This window comes from Chryseobacterium antibioticum, assembly GCF_012927325.1.
Lineage (GTDB): Bacteria > Bacteroidota > Bacteroidia > Flavobacteriales > Weeksellaceae > Chryseobacterium > Chryseobacterium antibioticum.
On record NZ_JABBGI010000055.1, the window covers coordinates 1 to 8,123 of the forward strand.

General features: G+C 35.7%; 3 protein-coding genes. All 3 read right to left on the minus strand.

The window, feature by feature from the left end; genetic code table 11:
• Window positions 1-529: 529 nt before the first annotated feature.
• From HHL23_RS22000 to HHL23_RS22010, 3 genes are read right to left on the minus strand one after another with little or no spacing between them, the layout of a single operon-like run.
• Complete coding sequence (locus HHL23_RS22000; RefSeq protein WP_169236882.1) at window positions 530-1,030, minus strand: hypothetical protein; 501 nt, start codon at window positions 1,028-1,030, stop codon at window positions 530-532.
• 21 nt (window positions 1,031-1,051) lie between these two features.
• Window positions 1,052-6,697 carry a DUF11 domain-containing protein gene (locus HHL23_RS22865; protein ID WP_169236883.1) on the minus strand — a complete coding sequence of 1,882 codons (5,646 nt, stop codon included), beginning with the start codon at window positions 6,695-6,697 and terminating at the stop codon, window positions 1,052-1,054.
• A gap of 35 nt (window positions 6,698-6,732) precedes the next feature.
• Window positions 6,733-7,344, minus strand: a complete 612-nt coding sequence (locus tag HHL23_RS22010) for a hypothetical protein (protein ID WP_169236884.1) — start codon at window positions 7,342-7,344, stop codon at window positions 6,733-6,735.
• Between the last annotated feature and the right edge of the window lie 779 nt (window positions 7,345-8,123).

Consider the following 8,123-nt stretch of genomic DNA (forward strand, 5'->3'; position numbering starts at 1 on the left):
TACGATCTCAGTTTCTATTATATCTTTGTCTAGTACTTGGTACATCATTGGCTTGCTTTCTTTTTTTATGTTTCGCAACACAAAAATAAGCAAGCCTTTTTTATAGGAAAAGTTTAAATGACTTCATCAAGAAAATAGAGCCTGCATTCCTCAATGATTTTGATTTCTTTCTTAGAACGGTGACAAAATGCAATAATAATTCTACAGTTAAGCATATATTACAAGGGAAAATTTAATGAGGTTACTGCAAATTTTCTTACAGATGAGGAAATTAAAACCATGCAGGAGAAAAATTTTTCAGGTCAGGGGTTAAATTTGGTTCGGGATATTTTCATCTTTAGCTGTTATACGGGTCTGGCATATATTGACATTTATAATTTAACGAAAGAACATATTTCGACAGGAAACAACAACAATTTAGCTTATTTATAATTGTTTATTTATATTCAGTTAATCATTAATACTTTACATTTATAAAAAAAGGTCGGCACATTTGTACCGACCTTAATTACTTAATATTAAAATACTTTTATTTCCAAAAGCTCCATTTTACTCCATCAAATACAGCCATTGTTTTACTTACTGTATCATAGCACATTGTTCCCGCTATAGGACTTTTCATGCTTCCTACGGGGTCATTAACCTTTGGCAGAACCAAAGCCCTGCTAGCAGATTCAAGTACCAAAACACCTTGTGCAGGAGAGCTCGGAGCTCCAATAATGACTCCTCCTCCTTGTTCAGCAGATGTATTTGGCATTGTACCTGTAAGACTTCCTGCGTCTGACAGAGGTACCCATAAATCATTTTCGCGCATTTTCACTATATTGTCTGTTTTATCAAGTAAAAATGTTCCGTTGCTTGCTGCAATCCCTGTTGGAAGGGCTTCTACTATCGGAAGGATAATTCCTGTATTGGATAAAGGAAAATCCAAAATAGCATCCCCGTCTACAGAAGCTTTGCCCATGCCCACTTGCCCTTTTATCGTGTAAAAACCGAGAAGAACAATTGTTGCAATTATTATTTTTTTCATTTTGATTAATTTAAAAAATTATTACTCATTACAGCTTCTCATTACACAATGCCAACTTGTTCCGTTATAAAGTTTCATACATTTATCCACTGTGTCATACATAAGCATACCTTCTACAGGATTTACAATTGCAGAACTCTGAGAACGTGTAATCACAAAACCTCTTGTTTTAGATTCCAGCGCTACGGCTCCATTTGGAAGGTTTTCCGGCCATCCGTTTTGCTTAGTCTGGATGGTAATACCAATTTTAGTGAATGTATCGGCAGGAGAGAGGTTCGGATCTTTTGTACAGAAAGTACAAGCAAGAACTTTCAATAAATTGGAAGACACCGAATTCGCTGCACCACACAGAGACTGAGGATCTACTGTGACAGAAGCCAGATTATTGAAATACTTGCTGCCATCTACATCCGTATAAGCCATCGTAGCTGAAGTGTTGGTATTTACTTTAAATTTAACAACTGCTGTTTGTCCGGCTGCTATACTCATTCCTGAGATATAAACCTGATCTCCATCAAATATAGCCGTTCCGTTTGCTGTAAAATTAGTTTGTACTAAAGAACCTGCGATATAAGTCTGCGCTGCATCCAGATTATCTGTGAACTCAACATTGGTAATAGGATTAGTATCATTATTTGTAATATTCACCGTGTATTCCAGCTCTGTTGATGATGTTCCGAAACATGTGTTCACAGATTTTGTTATCGTTGGTTTCGCGATTGCAGTTGAAGCAGTGTACGTAATGCTTGTATCCTGATATCCCGCAGTTCCGCTATCGTCATCACTTCTGTAAGGATTCGGATTGTTAATTCCACCATCAACTGTATAATTGAAGTTTGTAACGTATGTTCCGGCTCCTGAAGGTCTTACTTTTACATAAACATAAGAGTTTCCTGAAGGCACTGTTAAATCATTTAATAAGAAATTCTGACCTGCATACGTTGGAGCTTCAATTCCAAGACCTACGTAACTGTCTGCTACATATTGTAATCCTGCCGGCAGAACATTATTAATATCGATTGTTTTTGATGTACAGTTATTGTTTTTAATATTTAATTTTAAAGTTGCATCTTCACAAGTCGGCAACTGATTTTCAATATAAGAAGCAATAATACTTACATTGTCCGGAGTGGGCTCAATCGGGTTATCGCAAACAAACGACATATCACCAATATAGAGATAATCAACTTTGCTGAATACCGGACTTCTGTCGATTGTCCATTCTATCACGATTTTCTCAACAGGTTTTTCAAAATCTACATTTACCGTCGCAAAATCTGTAATATCTAAATAGGGCTGTGTGCCAGAAGCTGTACCCGTAGAAGCATCGATCGAATATCTTCTCCAGTAATTGTTATTTCCCGGGGTTGAATTATAAGCATAATTCATTTTTGGAACTACCTGATTTGAACCGCAATATCCGATTACTTTTACAACCGTAGACTGTCCTGCCAATTTCGTAATACCCGCAATCTGGAAGCTTGCTTTTGCAGCTTTTGTTCCACTGATGTCTTTTAAGTCTACAGTATAAGATACTTTTCCTGCCGCGCCACTCACATTATCATATCTTGACAACTGTGTCCATTTACCGTACATTCTAGGGAAGATTGTAGGAATCCATTCTACACCTGACGGATACGTAACGCTGATGTCTGCTGATAATGCACCACTTGTAGGAGCTGTTCCATTTAGAGGAACATTATTTAAAGTATTGTTTGTCATACCGGTTGCGCCACCATTAGACCAAGCTTGTCCATTTTTCAAAGTTTGTTTTCCTCCTAAACATGTCTGGCATGCTGCAGGACCAACTTTTCCGACAACTGTAAAGTATTGTCCGTTTTTAAAATTATAATAGAAAACAGCCTTACCTCCGGAAATCGTTATTGCAGGAGAAATTCCTGTATTGGTTGTGAAACCGCTGTCATCTGCAAAGTATAAAGATACCTCACTATTAATATTATAAGAAGATAAATCTACCTCAAAATAAGAAGCACCAACAGTTCCTGTTTCCTGAACCAACCATGTTTTGTTGATTCTTACAAGACCATCTGATAGAGCAGGGCAATCAACAGGGTTTACAACTGTAGTACCAGTATGCACGTTATTGTCTCCAAATATCATGTAACTTTTATCTGCCAAAGCGGTTCTGCTTACATTTGAATTATCTGAAGCAAAATCCTGAATTGTTGATGCTGTTAGAATACTGTTAGCATTCACACTGTTAGAAACTCTCTGATCCAATAAGCCTGAATCATCTCTTCCTACACCAAAGATATTATTGTTGAATAAAGCATTAACTGTTCTGCTCCAGACTACGGTGTTGTCTGATGCCAAATAATTTTCAGCCAGAGTAGTCCCGTTTCTAACAGCCAGATAAGAATTAACTCTTGACTGTTCATTTTGGCTTAAAGCTCTCTTATACCAGATGACCTCCATAATATCTCCTGTAAAAGGACCACTAAGATCATAAGTTCCATAACCTACAAATAGGAATTTTCCGAGGACGTGATAGAAATTTCCTGCTGGAGCATTAAATGTTTGATAAGTTCCATCCAAACCTAATCTTCTCTGACCATTTCCTGTATTCAAAGCCTGATCCTGAATAGCGGAGAATACACCACTTCTGCTGGCCGTAAACGGAGTAGTCATACTATTTGAAGTAGTTGTTTCAAAAAATTCAAACTGATATGGATTTCCTGAATTAATTGATATTCCGGGTTCTGCAGCCAAATTATCATCGTTATCTATACCCGTAATTCTACCTGATCCTAAAGAAGTAGCTCTAACTGCTGAGAAAATAGATGACGAAGTTCTGGTTTGTACTCCGAAAGTATTGTCAACCGTCATAGAAGTATTAGAATCTCTGAAATATTTTGTAGTGCTATAACCTGTAGTAAACGGATGGAAGTTATGTGCTTTATTAGCCACAGAAAGTGTCATTGCACCAACGTTTTCAATAGGATTATTATTGACCGAAAGATCTTTCCAAGCGGTAGCAATAGTGCCTGCATCATCAGATTTTACCCAAAAATCAGGAGCTAAAACGCCTCCTGGAGCATTTGCTAATCCAGCGAAAGTAAAATACTGCCCATCGGTTAAAGTAACATCGGCATAATTGTAAGTCACACCATTTATAACCTGTGTATTGGTTGACATGTTGGTAACTGTGTCTGTATTGTCAAAAACTGCATCAGTACTTTGAAGTAATGTCAGATTAGTAATGCCCTGTGGCCACATTACTCTTACAGTTCCTACAGATGCTGTATTCTGTGCTTTCCAGATAGCTGCAAAACGAGAATTGATCGCTGAGATTCCAGTTATAGGTACTGATAATGATTTAGCTAATCCATTATCACCCCAAATAAGAAATTGCTTGTCTGACGCAAAATTATTGGTATTTAAAGCATTTGTATTGGCCAATGCTCCACCATTACCTATTAACAGCTGAGAACCGCTATTGATACTTTGGGATTGTTTTTGGTTCAATGCAGAAAGATCATCACGTCCAATTCCTGCTATATTTTGGTTGTAAATACTATTAGTAGCAGCGCTCCATGTTACAGCAGCATCGGAAGCAACATAATTTGTTGCTACAGTCTGATCTATTGTAACCCCGTATTTTAATGCCAAATAACTTTCAATTTTGTTTTGTTCAGCAGGAGTTACCTGTCTTTCATATCCGATAACTTCCTGATAATCATTACTTCCTTTTTCTGAGCCGCCATCAGTATCTGTATTAAGATGGAAATTTCTACCGGTAAAGAGAGGAGGAGTATAACTTGTGGGAACCACACTTTTACCATTTACTTTATATGGATAAGCACTTGCAACACCTGTAGTATAGGCCCATCCTAAAATATTGGTATTGGAAGGGTTTAACTGATTAGTAAAAAGTAAATTTGTACTTGTAGACCATGTAAATAGACCTGATGAAGTAGCACTGTTAATATAGGTCCCCATTTCGGCAGCATTTGAACCAACAGCACTTAATGTTGCGGCACTTACATTCATTTGAACATTGTAGCCGTTAGTAGGAGCTCCACCAGCTCCTGCTTTAGATACATTATAGAGCGTACCTCCTGTTCCTGATGCAGTAGCATTGGTAGAGAATGCATTTAACATTCCTAATCCTGCCCCTTGAATCATTCTTACAGAAGGGTTGAAATTTGATCCCAGATTCAAATACGTGGAATTTGCAGTGTGAAGCGAGAAGCCCGACAGTGCCTGAAGTTGTCCGCCAGTAACACCAGCATTGTTCCAAGATGTTACAATACCTCCTTCTGCTGTAGTATTGGTTCCGGAATCAGCTTTAGCCCAAACCTGTAGATTAGCTATAACTCCACCAGGTGCCTGTCCAAAAGCCGCAAAGGTAAAATACTGTCCATCGGCTATGGCAACATCTGCATAATTGTAGGTTACACTATTAATAACCTGTGTATTGGCAGACATATCGGTTATGGTATCTGTCCCATCAAAAGTAGCATCTGTACTTTGAACTAGTTTTAGGTTGGTTAAGCCCTGTGGCCACATTATTCTTACCGTACCTACAGAACCCGTATTCTGTGCTTTCCAGATGGAAGCAAAACGGTAATTAACTCCAGAAATTCCAGAAATAGGAACTGCTAGAAATTTGCTTAACCCGTTGTCTCCCCAGATTAATGATTGCCCATCTGACAAAGAATTTGCATTTGCTCCATTGGTATTAGCTAAAGCACCCCCCGCCCCAATAAGTAATTGCTGCCCTGCCTCAACACTCATGGATTGTTTCTGATGTAAACCTGAAGCATTATCGCGCGCAATACCGGCTATATTTTTGTTATAGGTACTGTTTGTTGTTGCATTCCATATTACCGATGAACTGGAGGATACATAATTAGTTACAGTGGTTTGATTTAAAGTAACCCCATATTTTATTGCAAGATAGGTATCAACCTTATTTCTATCTGCTACTGATAAGCTGGAATTATAATATATAACTTCAGGTATTCTTCCCCCAAAACCATAGACACCTCCCCCTATGGAAAGATTGGGAGATAAATCAGCTGTTATTGCATCTGAAAAAGTAACATAGTTGCCATTGTAACCCACTTGTTTATTATTGCCACTAACAATTGAACTTATCTGACCTTCAACTAACGTCATTTGGTTTAAAGGTGCGCTATAAGCAGTATTAGATCTTTGTATAACAGGGCCTCCATTATCAATATAACTAAGAGTCGCCATATTATTTGGAATACCGTTAAAACCTATCCCGAATCGGTGAGATCCAATATCGTCATCTGAAATTGCAAATCTGAAAATTTCGTTATAGGTACCATTCGTATCACCTGATTTTGCCCCCATTGCAAAAGTAGTATGCAGCCTGCCTAATGTAGCAGGTGTTACAATTCCTGTAAAAAAAGCATGAGGAGCTGAGAAAGGGAAAGCATAAAACGGATTGAAGTTACTTTTTTCATCACCGTTAGACAATGTTATCGCTCCTGTATCTGTCGCATGCTTGGTAATAGTAAACAAACTCTTTCTATCTGTCCAGGTTGTTGTTGTTGCAGTAACGCCTGCGTCATACCAATACACTAATCCAGTAGATACCCCTCCGGGAGATTGAGCTTTGGTCAGCATACCCAATAGTATGAATGTACTGATTATTAAAATATTAATTTTTTTCACTTTATTTAAATTTTAAATATTTAGTATATATTTCTTTAAAAATAAAATTTAAAAGGTGGTGGGCGAATCATGCATTGAAATAAATGGTAGTCCTTTAAGAAGTTAGGATTACTATTAATTATTTCATTATTAGCGTTTTTTGGATATACATATAAAAGTTTAAATCTTATATTTTCAATTAAAAATTTTGGATGATAATGGACAATAACAGACGATAAAATTGCTATTCCTTTTTGCTCGGTCGATAAAAAATTATCTGGACAAAGCTTCACACATTCAACTGATTCTACTTTTGGATAGGTTTTTGCTTTTTCTTTGGAAGCTTTTAGAGCAGATTCTTTTTTAATTTTACCAATAGAGAGTCTGGATTTTTTATCATTAAATGCAATTTGTTTTGTTTCATTTAAGGTTTGTTTTCGAGCAGAAATTTGTCCCTCGAAATCTTTCAATCTTGTCTGATTTATTGCCCCTGAATCTACTGTATAGAATATTGTGCTTTCACGAATTGTAATTTTAGTACCTTTTTCGTAATAAAAATTCTGTGCATTTAGTTTTGGAAACATTAGAAAAATAAACAACAGCAATGAAGCCCCCTTGTACTTGCATAGGGACAAAACAGGCTCCAGTTGTTGTTGTAAATGTCTCATAATATGTGTTTTATGTAAAAAGACAGGTTTGTTTGTCTCGATACGTTCTGATTCAAGATACTGTGAATCAGGATGAAAATGAGGGAATTAAGGCTTTTTCTTTTTCTATAAAGATGTATATTATTCTTACATCTTGCTTTTTTATAGTTATTCTGTAAATATTATTTTAGTCTACTGTCATCTATAATAATTACTAAACTGTATATGGATTTTGAAGAAATAAAATTAAAAAGTAAAGTTTTATTATCACTTTAATTTTTTATTAAAAAACATGAATTTTATTTGTTGTATAATAAAGTAACTTTATCTAAGGATCTAATAATATTATTTTATTTCTTTATGTAAAATTAATTTAATAATTACATTGTGAATGAATTTGAGGAACAACTTTAAGTCAATTTTTTAATTTCATTTATGAAAGCCTATTGTTCTGATAATGATAATTTTATATAAGTTAAAAAAAAAATATTTGTAATAATTCCTATAACTATATAGTTTTATAGAAAGGGTGAGTGTAGAAACATTTAATAACAATTAGAGCCCGTTTAAGTTTTCTTTAACAATAATTTTATTGAAGATAATTTGACCATATTTTCATTGGAAATTTTCTTTTAATAATGTTATTTTAGTATAGAAGTCAGGAAGCTTCTTCACTTCCTGACTTTTAAAACCTTTTGTTTATTTGGCTTTATTTGTAAACTACAGGATAGAAGGTTCCTATTGCCCAATATGCTGCATTTACTGCTGTTACTCTTATTTTTGTGGTTTTTATCTCACAA

Coding starts and splice junctions, on each gene's coding strand:
- HHL23_RS22010 (WP_169236884.1), bottom strand. CDS start 7,344: ATGAGACATTTACAACAACAACTGGAGCCTGTTTTGTCCCTATGCAAG.
- HHL23_RS22000 (WP_169236882.1), bottom strand. CDS start 1,030: ATGAAAAAAATAATAATTGCAACAATTGTTCTTCTCGGTTTTTACACG.